Source organism: Alloalcanivorax sp. C16-1 (assembly GCF_046507805.1).
Taxonomy (GTDB): Bacteria; Pseudomonadota; Gammaproteobacteria; order Pseudomonadales; family Alcanivoracaceae; genus Alloalcanivorax.
Window position 1 is genome coordinate 204892 of record NZ_JBKFTK010000002.1, and the last position, 16352, is coordinate 221243.

Annotated in this window: 15 protein-coding genes; 8 read left to right on the forward strand and 7 right to left on the reverse strand. The window is 64.7% G+C overall.

Features of this window, described 5'->3' with window-relative positions; genetic code table 11:
• The first annotated feature begins 272 nt into the window (after window positions 1-272).
• From ACLD0W_RS08135 to ACLD0W_RS08145, 3 genes are read left to right on the forward strand one after another with little or no spacing between them, the layout of a single operon-like run.
• Entirely contained in the window at window positions 273-695 is a 423-nt protein-coding gene (locus ACLD0W_RS08135) for a pilin (RefSeq protein ID WP_410306986.1), read from the forward strand.
• A gap of 51 nt (window positions 696-746) precedes the next feature.
• The gene (dsbC, locus tag ACLD0W_RS08140) at window positions 747-1469 is read left to right on the forward strand and encodes a bifunctional protein-disulfide isomerase/oxidoreductase DsbC (RefSeq protein ID WP_410306987.1); all 723 of its coding nucleotides are present in this window, start codon (window positions 747-749) and stop codon (window positions 1467-1469) included.
• Window positions 1470-1471: 2 nt separating this feature from the next.
• Window positions 1472-2872 (forward strand): O-antigen ligase family protein, encoded by a 1401-nt coding sequence (locus tag ACLD0W_RS08145; protein ID WP_410306988.1) that lies wholly within the window; start codon window positions 1472-1474, stop codon window positions 2870-2872.
• Here the strand turns inward: ACLD0W_RS08145 and ACLD0W_RS08150 are convergent.
• From ACLD0W_RS08150 to ACLD0W_RS08170, 5 genes are all read right to left on the reverse strand, one after another.
• Window positions 2854-3228: a glycine zipper family protein gene (locus tag ACLD0W_RS08150; protein WP_410306989.1), complete on the reverse strand. Its 375-nt coding sequence runs from the start codon at window positions 3226-3228 to the stop codon at window positions 2854-2856. The two genes, ACLD0W_RS08145 and ACLD0W_RS08150, sit on opposite strands and share 19 nt — an antisense overlap.
• A gap of 127 nt (window positions 3229-3355) precedes the next feature.
• A complete protein-coding gene (hepT, locus tag ACLD0W_RS08155) occupies window positions 3356-3769 on the reverse strand; it encodes a type VII toxin-antitoxin system HepT family RNase toxin (RefSeq protein WP_410306990.1) in 414 nt (137 codons plus the stop codon).
• Window positions 3759-4160 (reverse strand): type VII toxin-antitoxin system MntA family adenylyltransferase antitoxin, encoded by a 402-nt coding sequence (gene mntA / locus ACLD0W_RS08160; RefSeq protein ID WP_410306991.1) that lies wholly within the window; start codon window positions 4158-4160, stop codon window positions 3759-3761. Before mntA ends, hepT begins: the two co-directional genes overlap by 11 nt.
• Window positions 4161-4218: 58 nt before the next feature.
• The gene (gene nadC / locus ACLD0W_RS08165) at window positions 4219-5112 is read right to left on the reverse strand and encodes a carboxylating nicotinate-nucleotide diphosphorylase (RefSeq protein WP_410306992.1); all 894 of its coding nucleotides are present in this window, start codon (window positions 5110-5112) and stop codon (window positions 4219-4221) included.
• On the reverse strand, window positions 5105-6439 hold the full coding sequence (locus ACLD0W_RS08170; RefSeq protein ID WP_410306993.1) for an alanine/glycine:cation symporter family protein: 1335 nt from the start codon (window positions 6437-6439) through the stop codon (window positions 5105-5107). The genes nadC and ACLD0W_RS08170 overlap by 8 nt, the downstream gene beginning before the upstream one ends.
• A 298-nt stretch (window positions 6440-6737) precedes the next feature.
• Between ACLD0W_RS08170 and ACLD0W_RS08175 the strand changes: the two genes are divergently transcribed.
• From ACLD0W_RS08175 to aceF, 5 genes are all read left to right on the forward strand, one after another.
• The gene (locus ACLD0W_RS08175) at window positions 6738-9032 is read left to right on the forward strand and encodes a DUF1631 domain-containing protein (RefSeq protein WP_410306994.1); all 2295 of its coding nucleotides are present in this window, start codon (window positions 6738-6740) and stop codon (window positions 9030-9032) included.
• A 57-nt stretch (window positions 9033-9089) separates the two neighbouring features.
• Window positions 9090-9629, forward strand: coding sequence for a 1,6-anhydro-N-acetylmuramyl-L-alanine amidase AmpD (ampD, locus tag ACLD0W_RS08180; protein WP_410306995.1), 540 nt, complete (start codon window positions 9090-9092; stop codon window positions 9627-9629).
• Window positions 9630-9710: 81 nt separating this feature from the next.
• Window positions 9711-10538, forward strand: coding sequence for a hypothetical protein (locus tag ACLD0W_RS08185; protein WP_410306996.1), 828 nt, complete (start codon window positions 9711-9713; stop codon window positions 10536-10538).
• A gap of 174 nt (window positions 10539-10712) precedes the next feature.
• Entirely contained in the window at window positions 10713-13382 is a 2670-nt protein-coding gene (gene aceE / locus ACLD0W_RS08190; RefSeq protein ID WP_410306997.1) for a pyruvate dehydrogenase (acetyl-transferring), homodimeric type, read from the forward strand.
• A gap of 20 nt (window positions 13383-13402) precedes the next feature.
• A complete protein-coding gene (gene aceF / locus ACLD0W_RS08195; protein WP_410306998.1) occupies window positions 13403-15148 on the forward strand; it encodes a dihydrolipoyllysine-residue acetyltransferase in 1746 nt (581 codons plus the stop codon).
• Between the two features lie 90 nt (window positions 15149-15238).
• Here the strand turns inward: aceF and ACLD0W_RS08200 are convergent, their stop codons facing one another.
• Together ACLD0W_RS08200 and ACLD0W_RS08205 are read right to left on the reverse strand one after the other, a co-directional pair.
• On the reverse strand, window positions 15239-15574 hold the full coding sequence (locus ACLD0W_RS08200; RefSeq protein WP_410306999.1) for a Spy/CpxP family protein refolding chaperone: 336 nt from the start codon (window positions 15572-15574) through the stop codon (window positions 15239-15241).
• A gap of 92 nt (window positions 15575-15666) precedes the next feature.
• Complete coding sequence (locus ACLD0W_RS08205; protein WP_410307000.1) at window positions 15667-16350, reverse strand: response regulator; 684 nt, start codon at window positions 16348-16350, stop codon at window positions 15667-15669.
• Window positions 16351-16352: the final 2 nt, after the last annotated feature.

Below are 16352 nucleotides of genomic sequence, written 5' to 3' on the forward strand. Positions count from 1 at the left end.
TTGGCAGCCTTGCCGGGTGCTGTAAAGAGTGTGTAATCAGACATTTGGCGAACAGAGCTGCGACGCCGCCTGAAGCTGACACGGAGGGTCAAGGTGGCTGACAAAGTGCGTCACCCGGTGACAAAAAAAGGCATCCCGGCGGGGCGTTTCCGGCCCGCGACGCCGGACAAACCGGGCGTGAAGGAGTTGGCCCAATAGCTGCATAAGGGAGGTGCAGGCGCTCGCCTCGGGGGTGAGCACACATAAAAAGTTTCCAGTGTGGAGAGACTGTTATGAAACAAGTGCAAAAGGGTTTTACGCTGATCGAACTGATGATCGTGGTGGCGATCATCGGCATTCTGGCGGCTGTGGCGCTGCCCGCCTACCAGGACTACACCACCCGAGCGAAAATCAGCGAGTGCGTCACCGCTATTGCTGCTTGTAAAACTTCCGTTACGGAATACTACTCCTCTCAAGGTAGTTTCCCGGCCGACGCCGATGCGGCTGGTTGCAGCAGTAATGAAACGCAGTACTGTGGCGAGCCGTCTGTTGAAGACGGGGAAGTAACCGTACAGGTCAAAACCGCAGCAGGTGTGGACCAAGCCTGTGACTTGGTGTTGACCCCTAATGAAGATGCTAACAACAGCTTCATTGAGTCCTGGTCAGGTTCTACCGCGTGTGATACCAAATATGTGCCGGCTAACTTCCGCTCATAATATGTCTTGAAGAAAAGGGCGCCTTTCAGGCGCCTTTTTTTTGGAACTCTTATGCGTATAATTTTCCTTCTGATTTTATTGTCGGTTTCCGGTCTGTGTATGGCCGATGAGGAAAAAATTCGAGCTTCAATGCTCCATGCCGATTTGGGGGCTAGAATCGAATTTATAGAACCCAGCCCTATGGCAGGCCTGTACACAGTGGCCCTCGAGGGCGGACGAGTCCTTTATGCGAGCGCTGACGGGCGTTTTTTTATCCAGGGCCGGCTCTATCAAGCTGCCGATGGCAAGACAATAAATCTTACGGACCAGCAGGAGCGCGAAGGTATTGCACGGACCATTGCCAACCTCGATGAGTCCGAAATGATCGTTTTCCCCTCCGATGATGAAAAAGCCGTGGTCACCGTCTTCACGGACACCACCTGTCCGTTCTGTCACAAGCTTCATGAAGAAATCGAGGATATCAACGAAGCAGGTATCACGATCCGCTATCTGGCCTATCCCAGGCAAGGCCTGAAGTCCGACGCCTATGAAAACATGGTATCGGTCTGGTGCTCCGAGGATCGTCGTAAGGCCTTCTCCGACGCCATCGATAATGATCGAATTAAAGCTTCGTCCTGCGATAACCCAGTCAAAAAGCACTATCTGTTGGGGCAGCAGATAGGACTTCAGGGTACGCCGACACTGATCTTTCAGGATGGCTTGGTGGTGAGCGGTTATCGACCAGCGGAAACCATCAGAAAGATGGCTGAATCGATAAAGAGCAAAGCGGAATAGGTTTGAGCGGCGCCCTGCTCTCGAGATGGAAGAGCGCGACGCTTTTGATGAGCGTCGCGGCGGCCTTGCTGATAATGCTTCAGCCCTGGTTCCGCCCGGCAGCGCTCCAGGCGTTTGATTTCCAGCGATGGGTAGAGGTGATCTGCCTCATTGCTCTGTGTGTTCTTTCCTCGCCTTACGCGCTGGTGCGTTCGCGGCAAACACCACTAATTTTTTTGCTTCTTCTCATCTCGATGACTCTGGCGATACTGTCCGCGTGGATTGCCTACGGCGCCAGCTTCTTATCGATTTCGGTGTTCAGGGCTTTTTTGTACGCTATCGCAATGGTCGGGCTTATCGGCGCATGGTCGCAGAGTCCCGTTCTCGTGCGAAGGGTTTTCTCCGGGAGCATTCTGATCTCGATCGCCCTCTATCTGACTTATACGATGCTCGGCGCTGCGGCGCTGGTGATGTCGGGCGTGTTCGACAGAACGTTTCTGGTCTCCGGGTTCTCTAACGTCAATCATGCCGCCGGCTTTCTGCTGGTTACTCTGCTTATCCTGCCGGGCCTGGCAGCCTCCTTTGACCGGACGCGGGTGGTGCAGTTGCTGATCTATGTGCTTTCACCGATAACTGCCTTCTTCTTGCTGGTCATCGGTTCGCGTGGTGCGATGCTGGCAGGGCTGTTTGTGGCGGGTGTATTGTGCTTGTTTCGTCACCAGAGGGAGGTCGGTCTTTATCTTCGGTGGTTATTGTTCACGATTGCGACCGGAATAATCCTTTATATTTTTTTCAGGATTATCTTGGTCCTGACGGGTGTCGACGTCTTCCGAAGTAGCAAAGCGTTGGTGAGCGACAGTGGCCGCCTTGAGCTTTACCTGAGGGCCTGGGAAGGCGCCTTGGCGTCCCCCTGGCTGGGGCATGGCCCATTAAGTTACGCGGCTATTCCTGGTGTCGTGCTCGGGCACGCCCACAATGTGCTGCTGACTGCATTGTACGAGGATGGTTTTCCATGTGTCTTGCTTTTATCGGGGCTGGTGGGCTATGTCGTTTGGGTACTATGGAAAGGCAGGCTACGAATCATCAACAGCCCTGCGGCGATTTCGGGCGTTTCGGTATTGATGGCGTTCACCGTACACAGCCAATTTAGTGGTTTGCCGATGATTCCGACCACGATGTTAATCGTTACAGTTGCGTTGGCTTTCGTGGCTTCCGCCTGGCCCTCCCGGACACCAAGCCTTTCCCGCACTGGGACCCTGGCGGGCGGATTGGTCGGCTTGATGCTTGGAGGGTGCTACCTGCTGATGGCAATCAGTTACTGGCAAGCCATCGATGGCACCGTGCATCAAAAACCGAGATTTTGGCTGCAAGGTGGCACCGAAACCTGGGTAGAGTCGAGCGGCATTCAATTCAAAACCCGATAGCCCCGCCCGCGCATACAATTCTTCAGCACCTGCTGCTTCTCCTGCTGAGCGCCGCCGGCCTTGCTGGCGCCGCCCACCACCGCGCCACCGCCGGCCATGGTGGCGGCGGTGCCGGAGTTGCCGAAGATGGCGCCGAGCAGGCCGCCGATCACGGCGCCGCCGACGGCGCCTTCGGCGGCGTCACGGCCGGTGCCGACCTGGTCGGCGGTGGCCTGGCAGTCGGCCAGATCCTGCTGGTATTGCGCTTCGTCCACGTTCTGTTTGTCGACGATGACGCGGTCGGTGGAGGCGCAGGCGCTGAGCAGCAGGGTGCCGAGGGTCAGCGCGGCGAGTGTGCGGGGAAACGGGGGGCGCATAGTGGGCTCCTTGGCGCGAGGCCGGCCTGGGTCAGGCCTTCATCATAGGAGTTCGCCCGCCGGGCGGCCAGCGGGCAGGGGCGTGGTTTAACAGGGTTTTAATTGAGCGATGAAACTCGCGGCCGGGTCAGTCGGGTTGCTGGAGTGCAATCCGCGCGAATTCCGCCAGATCATCCAGATGACGCTCGATGATGGCCACGACGATGGGCAGCTGCATCTTTTGATAATTGTGTACGGCGGTATTGCGGAAGCCCACCATCTTTCTGAGCACTTCGCCCAGCCTGTCCTCGATATAGGCGCTTTTGACCAACAGGTCGAACAGGTCTCCGGAGCTTTGTGGCACGCCCAGGCGATTCCGTTTCACCAAGTAGGCCGCCAGATCAATGGCGGCTTCGCAGGCGCGCTGGATGTTCAGAATCGCGGCGTCCTGCCGGGTGAAATCCTGCGAAAAATGCTGGCCGGCATTGCGGTACTCCTCTCGAGCCCGGTTGCAGCAATGCTCAATGGTGGCCGCCTTATTGACAATAACGTCATCGACCATAGACGGACCCCGTTTCCCGAATCCGTTCGATGATGGGGCGCCGGATGATTTCCCAGTCCCAGTATTCACGCTGGGCGGCGGAGACAAAAAGGTCGCCGGCGTGATCGGCCTGCCACAGTATCCGCCCTTTACTGACCACCTGATACTTCATAACCGTGCTGGCCTGTCTGAGGTCCACAAGGTCGACGGAGCGCCTGGCCTTGCCGGCCAGCGTTGAGGACAGCTCCCATAGCAGCAGGGGGTCAAGGGGGCGGTCGCCCAGAAGCGCGATATCCAGATCACTGTCCTCTCCGTCGGAGTGGTCCGCCGCGCTGCCAAACAAGAACACGGCGCGCAGATCTGTGAGGGTATCGCGGAGCAGCTTTACCAGCGCATCAAGATCATGGCCCATAAGGTTCGCCATCGGGAGGCAAGTCGAGATACCGATACTACCCGTCGGCGCCGACCCGTCAAAGTGGCGGGTCGACCAGCCGCAGCGACAGATCCACCGCCTGCACGTTCTTGGTCAGGGCGCCGGAAGACAGATACAGGTCCCGATTGCCGGGAAGGGCGCGGGCGTCCTCCAGGGTGCAGTTGCCGGACACCTCCAGGGCGCTTTGCGGGGCCAGGTCCACGGCCTCGGCGATCATCGCCGGGGTGAAGTTGTCGAGCATGATCTGGTCCGGTTCCAGGGTGGCGGCCTCGCGCAGCTCGTCCAGGTTTTCCACTTCCACGATGATCTTCTTGCCCGGGCCCTGTTCACGGGCCGCGCGGATGGCGGCGGTGATGGAGCCGCAGGCGGTGATGTGGTTTTCCTTGATCAGGAAGGCGTCGTACAGGCCCAGCCGGTGATTCTGGCAGCCGCCGCACAGTACCGCGTATTTCTGGGCGTCGCGCAGGCCCGGCAGGGTTTTGCGGGTGTCCAGGATGGTCACGCGGGTGCCGGCCACGGCGTCGGCATAGCGGCGCGCGGTGGTGGCGGTGGCCATCAGGGTCTGCAGGAAGTTCAAGGCGATGCGCTCGCCGGTGAGGATGCGCCGGGTGTTGCCGCGCAGGGTACAGAAGGTGGTGCCGGGTTCCAGCAGGTCGCCGTCGCGGGCGTGCCATTCCAGCGTGACGCCGCCCAGCTGACGGAACACTTCCTCGGCCCAGGCGCTGCCGCACAGCACCGCTTGTTCGCGGGTGAGGACGGTGGCGGTGGCGGTGCTGTCCTCGGGGATCAGGCCGGCGGTCAGGTCGCCGTCGCCCAGATCCTCCTCGATGGCGAAGGCCACGGTGCGTTGCAGATGGCGTCGGGCATACTCGGGCAGGGGACGACCCTCGCTGGGAAGCGGCGCGTCGGTGTGCGGGGTGCGTTTATTCATGGCGTTCGAAAAACTCTTTGCTCAGGCGCACCACCACGGGTGCCAGTAATAACAGGGCGATCAGGTTGGGTACCGCCATCAGGATGTTCATGATGTCGGCCAGGGCCCAGACCAGGTCCAGGCCCACGGTGGCCCCCACCGGCACCATCAGCACCCAGACCACACGGAACGGCATCACCGCCCGCTCGCCGAACAGATACTGGGTGCAGCGCTCGCTGTAGAGGCTCCAGCCGAGCAGGGTGGTGAAAGCGAACACCGCCAGACCGCACACCACCACCACGTCACCCAGGTCACCAAAGGTGGTGGCGAAGGCGGCAGTGGACAACGGCGCGCCTTTCTCGCCACTGGTCCAGACGCCGGAGGCGATGATGGCCAGGCCGGTGACGGAGCATACCACGATGGTATCGATAAAAGTGCCGAGCATGGCGATGCTGCCCTGGCGGGCCGGGTGGTCGGTGTTGGCGGAGGCGTGGGCGATGGGGGCGCTGCCCAGGCCCGCCTCGTTGGAAAAGATGCCCCGCGCCATGCCGAAGCGGATCGCCTCCTTGACCGCGGCACCGGCGAAGCCGCCGGCGGCGGCGGTGCCGGTGAAGGCGTCGTTGAAACACAGCGCCAGGGCGGCGGGCAGCTGGGCGGCGTGGTCGGCGAGCACGAACAGGCCGGCCAGCAGGTAGGCCAGGGCCATGAACGGCACGATAAAGGTGGCCACCCGGGCGATGCGCTTGACCCCGCCGAGCACCACCAGCGCCACCAGCACCGCCAGGGTCAGCCCGGTGGCCCAGGTGGGCACGCCGAAACTGTCGTTCAGACCATGGGCCACGGAATTGGCCTGCACGGTATTGCCGATGCCGAAGCCGGCGAACATACCAAAAAACGCGAAGATCAGCGCCAGCCAGGCCCAGTTGCGGCCCAGGCCGTTGCGGATGTAATACATGGGCCCGCCCACGTACTGGCCGCGCTGGTCCTTCTCGCGGTAGTGCACCGCCAGCACCGCCTCCGCGTATTTGGTGGCCATGCCCACCAGGGCGATCAACCACATCCACACCAGGGCGCCCGGGCCGCCGGAATGGATGGCGGTGGCCACCCCGACGATATTGCCGGTGCCGATGGTGGCCGAGAGAGAGGTGGCCAGGGCGGCGCCGGCGGCGATGGTGCCCTCACCGGTGGACGGCGCGAACACCTGCCGGAAACCGAACGCCAGCCGCCGCAGGGGCAGGAACGCCAGGCGCAGGGTGAGGTACAGCCCGGTGCCGGCGATCAGGATCAGCGCCGGCCAGCCCCACAGCACTTCACTGATGGCCTTGAGGGTGGTGATAAGCTCGCTCATTGTGGACTTTCCCCGATGCGGTTGAGCATTATTGTTGGCGGTTCCCGAGCACAACCCGAGCACAAAGAGTAGGTAAAACCGCCGCCGGGTGAAAGCGGCGGCGTGCCGCTCACCCCAAAGGCTCAAGCTGCAAACTGGTTCAAAATACCGATGCGCCCGCCGTGATAGCGTGTTACCTGTGTGAGGCAACCATGAGCAAACGGCGAGCGATGAGTTCGATGACGCAACTCGTTGCGCTCGACCGCTGCTCTTCGACCCCATTCCGACCATCGCCCGGCGCGAAGGAAGACGAATTCCCATGGCCAAGGTAACGCGATTAACACCGATCGAGGGCGGCCGGCGAGCCGGTCAGGAGCGGCGGGAGCAGGTGCTGCCGCGCCCCCTGGAGGCGGTGCGTGACCACGTGCTGGAACGCTGCGGCGTGATGCTGTCCGATATGCTCGACGGCGCCGACGACACCCTGTTTGATCTGGCCGACAAGGAAACCGACCGCGAGCGGGACCGCTACTTCGACGCCATGCGCGAACTGCGCATCCAGCGGGCGGGCATCGAAGCCGGCTTCCGCCGGGCGTTGCAGCGGGTGTTTCAGGACACCGGCCGGGACCCGGACACCGGCCCCCGCGTCAGCGACCGGGTGGATGTGGAAAACCTCTCCCTGGTGCAACACGACGAACTGGAAATCTCGGTGGCCCTGGACAATCTGGGTCGCCGCGCCCGCGGCGGCTGCGAGGAGGCTCTGGGTGCCTTCCGGCACCGGCTGGAGTACCTGTTCGAGGGCCAGCGGCGCATCACCGAGAAGAACAACCCCCTGGAGCCGCGTAACCTGGCCGCCTGCTTTACCGAGGGGCTGGAACGCCTGGCCCTGGACATCCGCGCCCGCCTGATCGTGCTCAAACTGTTCGAGCGGGTGGTGATGGACGAGGCCTGTGCCCTGGTGGGCGAATCCAACCGCCTGCTGGCCGACGCCGGCGTGCTGCCCGCCATGAAGGAAGCGCCGCTGCCCACCGGTGGCCGCGCGCCGTCCTCCGGTGCCACGCCGGCCCGCCGTCAGGCGCCCGCCACCGATGATGCGGCCCCCGCTCCGCCGGCCGCCGGCGCGGCGCCCGGCAATGACCAGATGTTCGGCCTGCTGCAGGAGTTGCTCACCACCCTGCGCGGGTTCGGCGCGTCCGCCACCACCCCCCCGACCGCGCCCCCGGCCGCGCCGCCGCCGGCCTCCGGCATGGCGGTGCTGCACAACGGCCAGCCCTACTTCAACGGCGCGCCGCTGGCCGGCGACGCCCGGGTGGAGGCGGTCAGCAGCCAGGATCTGTTCGCGCTGCTCACCCGTTTGCAGCGTCTGGAGCAGGCGCTGGAAGGGCCGGCCCTGGCCGAGCGCAACCTCAAGGAAGAACTCAGCGAGCTGCTCGACAGCGAGCACGGCGAGGCGATCCACGCCCTGGAGCAGGCCGATGACGATGTCATCAATCTGGTCTCCATGCTGTTTGATTTCATCCTCGACGATGAGGGCCTGCCGGCGGAAATCAAAGCGCTGATCGGCCGCCTGCAGATTCCCTTGTTGAAGGTGGCGATCGTCGACAAGACCTTCTTCAGTAATGACGAACACGACGCCCGGCTGCTGCTCAATACCCTGGCCCGGGCGGGCAGTCAGTGGGACCCGCAACAGGGCCGTGACGATGAACTCTACCGCCGCATCGACCGGGCGGTGCACGCCATCATCGACGATTACGACGAGGACGCGGGCCTGTTCCGCGACCTGCTCGACGATTTCGACGCCTATTTCCGCGCCCAGCACGACCGCGCCGAGCGCGTCGCCGAGCGCGTCCGCGAGGTGGAAGAGGGCAAGGCCCGCGCCGAGCAGGCGGGCGAGGCGGTGGGCGCCCTGATCGATGGCCGGCTGGCCGGTCGGTCGGTGCCGGACGTGGTGGTGCGGTTGCTGCGCCAGGGCTGGCAGCAGGTGCTGTACCTGACCTGGCTGCGGGCCGGGCCGGACAGCGACGCCTGGCGCCGCCAGGCCAAGGTGGTGGACGCGCTGGTCTGGAGCGTGCTGCCGCACCGCGATCAGGCCGAGCTGCAACGGCTCCGGGACCTGGCCCCGAAACTGCGCCGGGCGGTACAGCACGGGCTGGCCGGCATCGAATACGACGCGGCGGAGACCGACGCCCTGCTGGACGAACTGGCGGGCGTCCACGCGGCCCTGCTGGAAGGGCTGGAAACCGCCCGGGTCACCGTGCCCAGGGTGGAGGCGTCCAAGGTGGCGGAGACCGCGCCGGAGTATGAACCGGAACCGGCGCTGCCCGACGACCACGAGCAGGTGCGCCGGGCACGGGCGCTGCGCGCCGGCCAGTGGGCGGAATTCGACGACCCGGAAGGTGCCCGGCGCGCCAAGCTGGCGGCCAATATTCGCGACGGCGCCAAGCTGGTATTCATCAACCGCCGGGGCATCAAGGTGGGCGAGTACGACGCGGCCGGACTGGGGGCGGCCCTGGAGCGCGGCGAGGTGCGTCTGATCGAGGAGGGCGCTCTGTTCGACCGGGCTCTGGAGGCGGTGATCGGCGACCTGCGCCGCCGCCACGAGGGCGTTGAAAGTTAAAGCCCCGCCGCCCTGTCCCCGCTTGCAGCTTGCAGCTTGCCGCCCGAAACTACCCCCATGCTCACTCTCACCGACCACTGGATCGACCAGGCCCGCCGGGTGCCGTCGCCCAACTTCAATGCGCGGCCGGACCCGGAGGATATCGCCCTGGTGGTGATCCACAACATCAGCCTGCCACCGGAGCGCTTCGGTGGCCCCTGGATCGAAGCGTTCTTCCAGAACCGCCTGGACCCGGACGCCGATCCCTATTTCCAGACCCTGCGCGACCTCAAGGTGTCGTCCCACTTCCTGATCCGCCGCGACGGCGAACTGGTGCAGTTCGTGGCCTGTGACCGGCGCGCCTGGCACGCTGGCGTGTCGCGCTGGCGTGGCCGCGACAACTGCAACGACTTTTCCCTCGGCATCGAACTGGAGGGCGCCGACCGGATTCCCTACCAGGACGCCCAGTACCGTTGCCTGAACGCCTTGCTGGACGTCTTGATCGCCCATTACCCCAGGCTGTCCCGCGACACCCTCACCGGCCACGAACACATCGCCCCGGGCCGCAAAACCGACCCGGGGCCGGCGTTCGACTGGACCCGTCTGCCGTCGCCCTGAGCGGCCCGGTGGCCGGGCGCCTGGACCGCGCCCGCCGGTGCCGTATGATGCGGGGAACGGTCCGTTCGGAGATCCGCGACAATGAAACTGTTGGTATTGCTGCTGGCGCTGGTGCTGCGCCGCCGGGACGGCGGCTGGCCGGTCTGGCTGGCCCGCGAAGATCGACACCGCCGCTTCCTGGTCGCCCTGGCGCCCGCCAGCGGCGTGCCAGGGTGGTGGCTGGCGGTGGCCTTGCCGGCCCTGCTGGCGGCGCTGCTGTTCGCCTGGTTCGACGGCCCGGTGGGCGCCCTGGCCACGCTGCTGCTGGGTACGCCCCTGCTGCTCTGGCTGATCGGCGTGGACAGTGAATTCCGGCACCTGGACAACCTGCTGGTGCGCGGTCGCATGAACGACCACGACGCCCTGGCGGCGGGCGCCGCCGAGGCCTTCGAGCAGCCCGCCGGCGCCTGCGACGGCGACTGGTTCGACGGCCTCTGCGGTCGGGTACTGGAGCGGGCGGCGCTGCTGTTCGCGGTGGTGTTCTGGCTCACCGTGCTGGGGTTCGGCGCCGCCGTGCTGCTGGTGCTCAACCGGGCCTGGCTGCGCCGCGATCCGGACGCCGGCGACTGGGCCCGCAGCCTGGACGCGGCCCTGTGCTGGATTCCGGCCCGGCTGACGGTGCTGGCGCTGGCCCTGGTGGGCCACTTCGGGGCGGTCATCGCCGCCGCCGCCGGGCGCCTGTGGCGGCTGGACGACGGCCGCGAACTGCTGGGCGCGGTGGCCGCCGCCGCGGTGGCGCGGGAAACCGAGGGCCGGGACCCCCCGTTCCAGCACGGCGTGGACCGGCTGGAGGCCCTGCAGGGCCTGTTATTACGGGCGCTGGCGGTGTGGCTGATCTTCGCCGCGCTGTGGGTTTTGCTGCCGGCCTGAGCCCGCCGGACGGCGTGGCGATCTTGTTGCAATTTCCGGTCCGGCGGTGCGTGGCCGGGCAGTCACGCAAACTGGTAGTATACCGAGACGGCCTATTTACCCAGGCCGTTTCCTTTCCTTGCCGGCGTGGTGATCCCGCGCCGGCCTTGGCAACGCGATAAAGGACGCACGCCCATGCAGAAAAGAAACTTTTTTGATGATGCCGACCCGGCGGAAACGCGGGAGTGGCTTGAGGCCCTGGAATCGGTGCTGGAGCGGGAGGGGCCGGAACGGGCCGTCTGGCTGCTGGAAACCCTCACCAACGAAGCCCAGGAACAGGGTGCCATCCGTGCCCACCTGAACACCCCTTACCTGAACACCATCGCGCCCAAGGACGAAGCGCCGATTCCCGGCGACATCTACATGGAACGCCGGATCCGCTCGCTGATCCGCTGGAACGCCCTGGCGATGGTGGCCAAGGCCAACATGGACGACGACGAACTGGGCGGCCACATCGCCAGCTTCGCGTCCTCGGCCACCCTGTACGACATCGGCTTCAGCCACTTCTTCCACGCTCCCCATGACGATAACCCCGGTGACCTGGTGTACTACCAGGGCCATTCGGCACCGGGCATCTACGCGCGGGCCTATCTGGAAGGCCGTGTCAGCGAAGACCAGATGGACAACTTCCGCCGGGAAGTGGACGGCAAGGGCCTGTCCTCCTACCCGCACCCCTGGCTGATGCCGGACTTCTGGCAATTCCCTACCGTATCCATGGGCCTCGGCCCGATCCAGGCCATCTATCAGGCCTACGTCATGAAGTACCTGCAGAACCGGGAGCTGATCCCGGATCGCAAGCGCAAGGTGTGGGCGTTTCTGGGCGACGGTGAAATGGACGAGCCGGAATCCCTGGGCGCGCTGTCCATGGCCGGCCGCGAGCAGCTCGACAATCTGGTGTTCGTGGTCAACTGCAACCTGCAGCGTCTGGACGGCCCGGTGCGCGGCAACGGCAAGATCATCCAGGAACTGGAAGGCCTGTTCCGGGGCGCCGGCTGGAACGTGATCAAGGTGGTCTGGGGCCGGCTCTGGGACCCACTGCTGGAGAAGGACACCGACGGCCTGCTGCGCCGCCGCATGGAAGAAGCGGTGGACGGCGAATACCAGGCCTACAAGAAAGAAGGCGGCGCCTACACCCGCGAGCATTTCTTCGGCAAATACCCGGAGCTGAAGAAAATGGTCGAGCACATGAGCGACGAGGACGTGTACCGCCTGAACCGGGGTGGCCATGATCCGTTCAAGGTGTACGCGGCCTACCACCAGGCGGTGAACAGCGACCGGCCCACGGTGATCCTGGCCAAGACCGTGAAGGGCTACGCCACCGGCGCCGGCGAGGCGGTCAACAAGGCCCACCAGATGAAGAAGATCGATCTGGACAGCCTCAAGGAATTCCGCGACCGCTTCGACATCCCGCTCGACGATGAGCAGCTCAAGGATCTGCCGTATTACCACCCGGGCGCCGACTCCCCGGAAATGCGCTACATGAACGAGCAGCGCGAGAAGCTGGGCGGCTACATGCCGGTGCGCCGGCGCGAGGCCAGCCAGCCGCTGACCATGCCCGGCCTGGACATCTTCCAGAACTTCCTGGAAGGCAGCGGTGACCGCGAACTGTCCACCACCATGGCGTTCGTGCGCATGCTCAGCGCGCTGATCAAGGACAAGAACATCGGCAAGCGGGTGGTGCCCATCGTCCCCGACGAGGCGCGCACCTTCGGCATGGAAGGCATGTTCCGCCAGCTCGGCATCTACTCTTCCAAGGGCCAGCAGTACCAGCCCGAGGACGCCGGGCAGATGATGTTCTACCGGGAAGACAAGAAGGGCCAGATCCTGGAGGAAGGCATCAACGAGGCCGGCGCCATGAGCGCCTGGATCGCCGCCGCCACCAGCTACAGCGTGCACGACTTCACGCTGATCCCGTTCTTTATCTACTACTCCATGTTCGGACCGCAGCGCACCGGCGACCTGTGGTGGGCGGCCGGCGACAGCCAGGCCCGTGGTTTCCTGCTGGGCGGTACCGCCGGGCGTACCACGCTCAACGGCGAGGGCCTGCAGCACCAGGACGGCCACAGCCATATCCTGACCAGCACCATCCCCAACTGCGTCAGCTACGATCCCACCTACGCCTACGAGCTGGCGGTGATCCTGCAGGACGGCCTGCGCCGCATGTATCAGGACCATGAGAATGTGTACTACTACCTCACCCTGATGAACGAGAACTACCAGCACGGCGCCATGCCGAAGGGCGCCGAGGAAGGCATCCGCAAGGGCATGTACCTGCTGCGCGAAGGCAAGGGCAAGAGCGGCAAGAAAGCCAAGCGCGTGCAGCTGCTGGGTTCCGGCACCATCCTGCGCGAAGTGGAAGCGGCCGCCGAGCTGCTGCGCGAGGACTTCGGCGTGGCCGCCGACGTGTGGAGCGTGACCAGCTTCAACGAGCTGCGCCGCGAAGGGCTGCGCGCCGACCGCGACCGCATGCTCAAGCCGGACATGAAGGTGGCGCCCACCTGGGTGGAACAATGCCTGGACAAGCGCCAGGGCCCGGTGATCGCGTCCACCGACTACATCAAGGCCTATGCCGACCAGATCCGCCCCTGGGTGAAAGCGCCCTACACGGTGCTCGGCACCGACGGGTACGGCCGCAGTGACTCCCGCGCCAAACTGCGCAGCTTCTTCGAAGTGGACCGTTACTTCGTGGTGCTGGCGGCACTGAGCGCGCTGCGTGACCAGGGCGACCTGGACGCCGCCACCGTCAAGGAGGCGATCAAGAAATACGGCATTGATCCGGAAAAACCCTATCCGGTGACGCACTGAACTCTCAGAAGGAGTGACCTGTGAGCAAGGAAACCATCCGGGTACCCGATATCGGCAGCAGTGATCCTGTTGACGTGATCGAGGTGTCCGTCAAGAAAGGCGACAACGTCGAGGCCGAAGACACCATCGTGGTGTTGGAATCGGACAAGGCGTCGCTGGAAGTGCCCTGCCCCAAGGCGGGCACGGTACTGGAACTGAAAGTGAAAGCCGGCGACCAGGTGAAGGAGGGCGACCCGCTCCTGGACCTGGACGTGGCCGGTGAAGACGGCGGTGACGATTCTGGCGACGACGCCAGCGACGATGAGTCCAAGGGCGAAGCCTCCGACGACGAAGCCTCCGACGACGAAGCCTCCGATCAGCAGGACGACGCCGACGGCGCCGACCCGCAAGACGATGAGTCCTCCGCCAAACCGGCGGCCGGCGGCACCCGCACGGTGGCGGCGCCGGACCTGGGCGACATCGATGCCGCCGAGATCATCGAGATCAATGTGGCCGAGGGCGACAGCGTCGAGGCCGAGCAGACCATTCTGGTGATCGAGTCCGACAAGGCTTCCCTGGAAGTGCCCAGCCCGGAAGCGGGCACGGTGAAGAAACTGCTGGTGAAGGTCGGCGACAAGATCGGCACCGGCACCGACCTGATGGAACTGGAAACCGCCGGTGGCGGCCAGGCCGACGGCGGCGCGTCCGGCAAAGGGGCCTCGGAGAAAGGGGCTTCAGAGAAAGGGACTTCAGAGAAAGGGAGCGGGGAAAAAGGCGGCTCGGAAAAAGCCGCCCGCTCCCGCAAATCCGACCTGGACGAAAAGCCCTCGGAAGCCAGCCGCCAGAGCGCCGCCCCGGAAACCCCCGAGCGCTCCCAGGGCAAACCGTCCGCGTCGGTGCACGCCGGCCCGGCGGTGCGCAAGCTGGCCCGGGAAACCGGCATCGACCTGGCCGACGTGCCGCCCAGCGGGCCCAAGGACCGCATTCTCAAGGAAGACGTGCACGCGCTGATCAAGCAGCGTCTGGAAAACCCGCCCGCCGCCGGCGGCGCCGGGGCCCCGGACCTGCCGGAGATCGACTTCAGCGAGTTCGGCCCGGTGGAGCGTCAGGAGCTCAACAAGCTGCGCAAGGTGGCGGCCAGGAACCTGCACCGCAGCTGGATCACCATTCCCCACGTGACCCAGTTCGACGAGGCGGACATCACCGAGCTGGAAGCCTTCCGCAAGAGCCAGAACAAGGCCCTGGAAAAAGAAGGCGTGAAGCTCACCATGCTGGCCTTTCTGGTCAAGGCCTGCGCCAACGCGCTGCGGGAATTTCCGCGCTTCAACAGCTCCCTGGAGCTGGGCGGCGAGGCGCTGATCATGAAGGACTACGTGCACATCGGCATCGCCGTGGACACGCCCAATGGTCTGGTGGTGCCGGTGATCCGAGACGCCGACAAGAAGGGGCTCAAGGAGATCGCCCTGGAAATGGGCGAGCTGGCCGGTAAGGCCCGCGACCGCAAGCTGTCACCGGCGGACATGAAGGGCGCCACCTTCAGTATCTCGTCGCTGGGTGGCATCGGCGGCACCGCCTTTACCCCGATCGTCAACTGGCCGGAGGTGGCGATCCTGGGGGTCAGCCGTTCCGACACCAAACCGGTGTGGGACGGCAAGGCGTTCCAGCCGCGGCTGACGCTGCCGCTGTCGCTGTCCTACGATCACCGCGTGATCGACGGCGCCGACGCGGCCCGTTTCACCAGCTATCTGAGCCAGTTGCTGAGTGATATGCGGCGGGCGTTGTTGTAACGCCGGGTCGTTAAAACCATCGCGGCGGAAGCGGCTCCCACGGGTTCTGTAGGAGCGGCTTCCGCCGCGATTTTTTTGCAACGCCAAGGTTTATTCCTTACCGCGACGCTCCTGCATTTTTTCCTTCCGCTCTTCCCATTTCTCCCGGCGCTTCTCGCGCATTGCCTCGGCTTTCGCCTGTTGTTCCGGCGTCAGCACCGCCTTGATCCGGCCTTCGGTTTCATCGTGCAGGGCACGCATTTTCTTGCCCTGTTCCTCCATGATGGTCTTGATGCGCGCCTGCTGGTCGGCGTTCAGGTCCAGTTCCTTGGCCATGTGTTCGACCATACGGTCCGGACCCGGGCCGGGTTTCGGGGCGGCCATCACCGGGCCGGTCAGGGCGGCGCCGGTAACCAGGGCAAGCGCGAGAGTGGTGATCTTTTTCATGGGGCTTCTCCTTGAAGCGATTCGATTCACCGTCAGTGTCGCCGCAAATTGTGCAGCCACTATGCAGGAATCGTGAAAACCCATCGCGACGGCTAGGCGTCGTCGTCCGGCGTCTGCAGCCGGTAGCCCACGCCGTAGACGCTGCCGATCCAGTCGTGATCGCCGGTCAGCCCCTCGCTGAGCTTGCGCCGCAGCTTGCGGATATGGCTGTCGATGGTGCGGTCGGACACCACCCGGTGGTCCGGGTAGATCACATCCATCAACTGGTCGCGGCTCCAGATGCGGCCGGGCTGGCGGGCCAGGGTGGCCAGCAGCTCGAATTCAATGGCGGTGAGCGGCACCCGGGCGCCACCGTGCACCGCCTCGAAGCGGTGCCGGTCCAGCTCCAGCCCGGGCGCCTCGTCGCGGCTGTCGCCCCGGGCCCGGCGCAGCACCGCCTTGACCCGCGCCACCACCTCGCGGGGGCTGAACGGCTTGCAGATGTAATCGTCGGCGCCGATCTCCAGGCCCAGCAGGCGGTCCACTTCCTCCACCCGGGCGGTGATCATCAGCACCGGCACGTCGGAGAAACGGCGGATCGCCTTGCACACCTCCATGCCGTCGCCGTCCGGCAGCATCAGGTCCAGCAGCACCGCGTCGAAGCGGCCGTCGCGCACGCGCTGTTCCGCCTCCCGGGCACTGGCGGTGTGCTCCGGCTGGAAATGGCTGTGGCGCAGGTAGTCGGCCAGCAGCTGGGCGAGGCGCGGCTCGTCTTCCACGATCAGAATGTGGGCCATGG